This is a genomic window from Mesorhizobium sp. WSM4816, from assembly GCF_055811535.1.
In genome coordinates, this window is the sequence record NZ_JBVVQR010000116.1 from 1 (window position 1) to 333 (window position 333).

General features: G+C 58.6%; 1 protein-coding gene. It reads right to left on the reverse strand.

The annotated features are described in order from the left end of the window. A partial coding sequence (locus AC0L3H_RS33045; protein WP_473588256.1) for a transposase occupies nt 1-333 on the reverse strand: 333 nt, incomplete at both ends.

Below are 333 nucleotides of genomic sequence, written 5' to 3' on the forward strand. Positions count from 1 at the left end.
GTGCTCGCGCAGATGATCCATGTTGAGGTAGCGGGTCGCCTCGAGCCAGTTCTCGTGGATCTCCACCGCCAATGCCCTAACCAGCCGCAAACAGCTCTGCTGACTGGGGAAGATACGAACGACCAGGGTGCGCCGCTTGATCTCCTGGTTTAGCCGCTCCAGCATGTTCGTCGACTTCATGTGCTTGTGATGGGCAAGCGGCAGCCGATAGAAACTCAGCGTCTCCTCGATGTTGTCCTCTACCCAGTTCACTAATTTCGGGTATTTGGCCTGCCATTTGGCGATCCACTGCGCCAGGTCGCGCTTGACCTCGGCCAGGTCGCGCCGGTCATA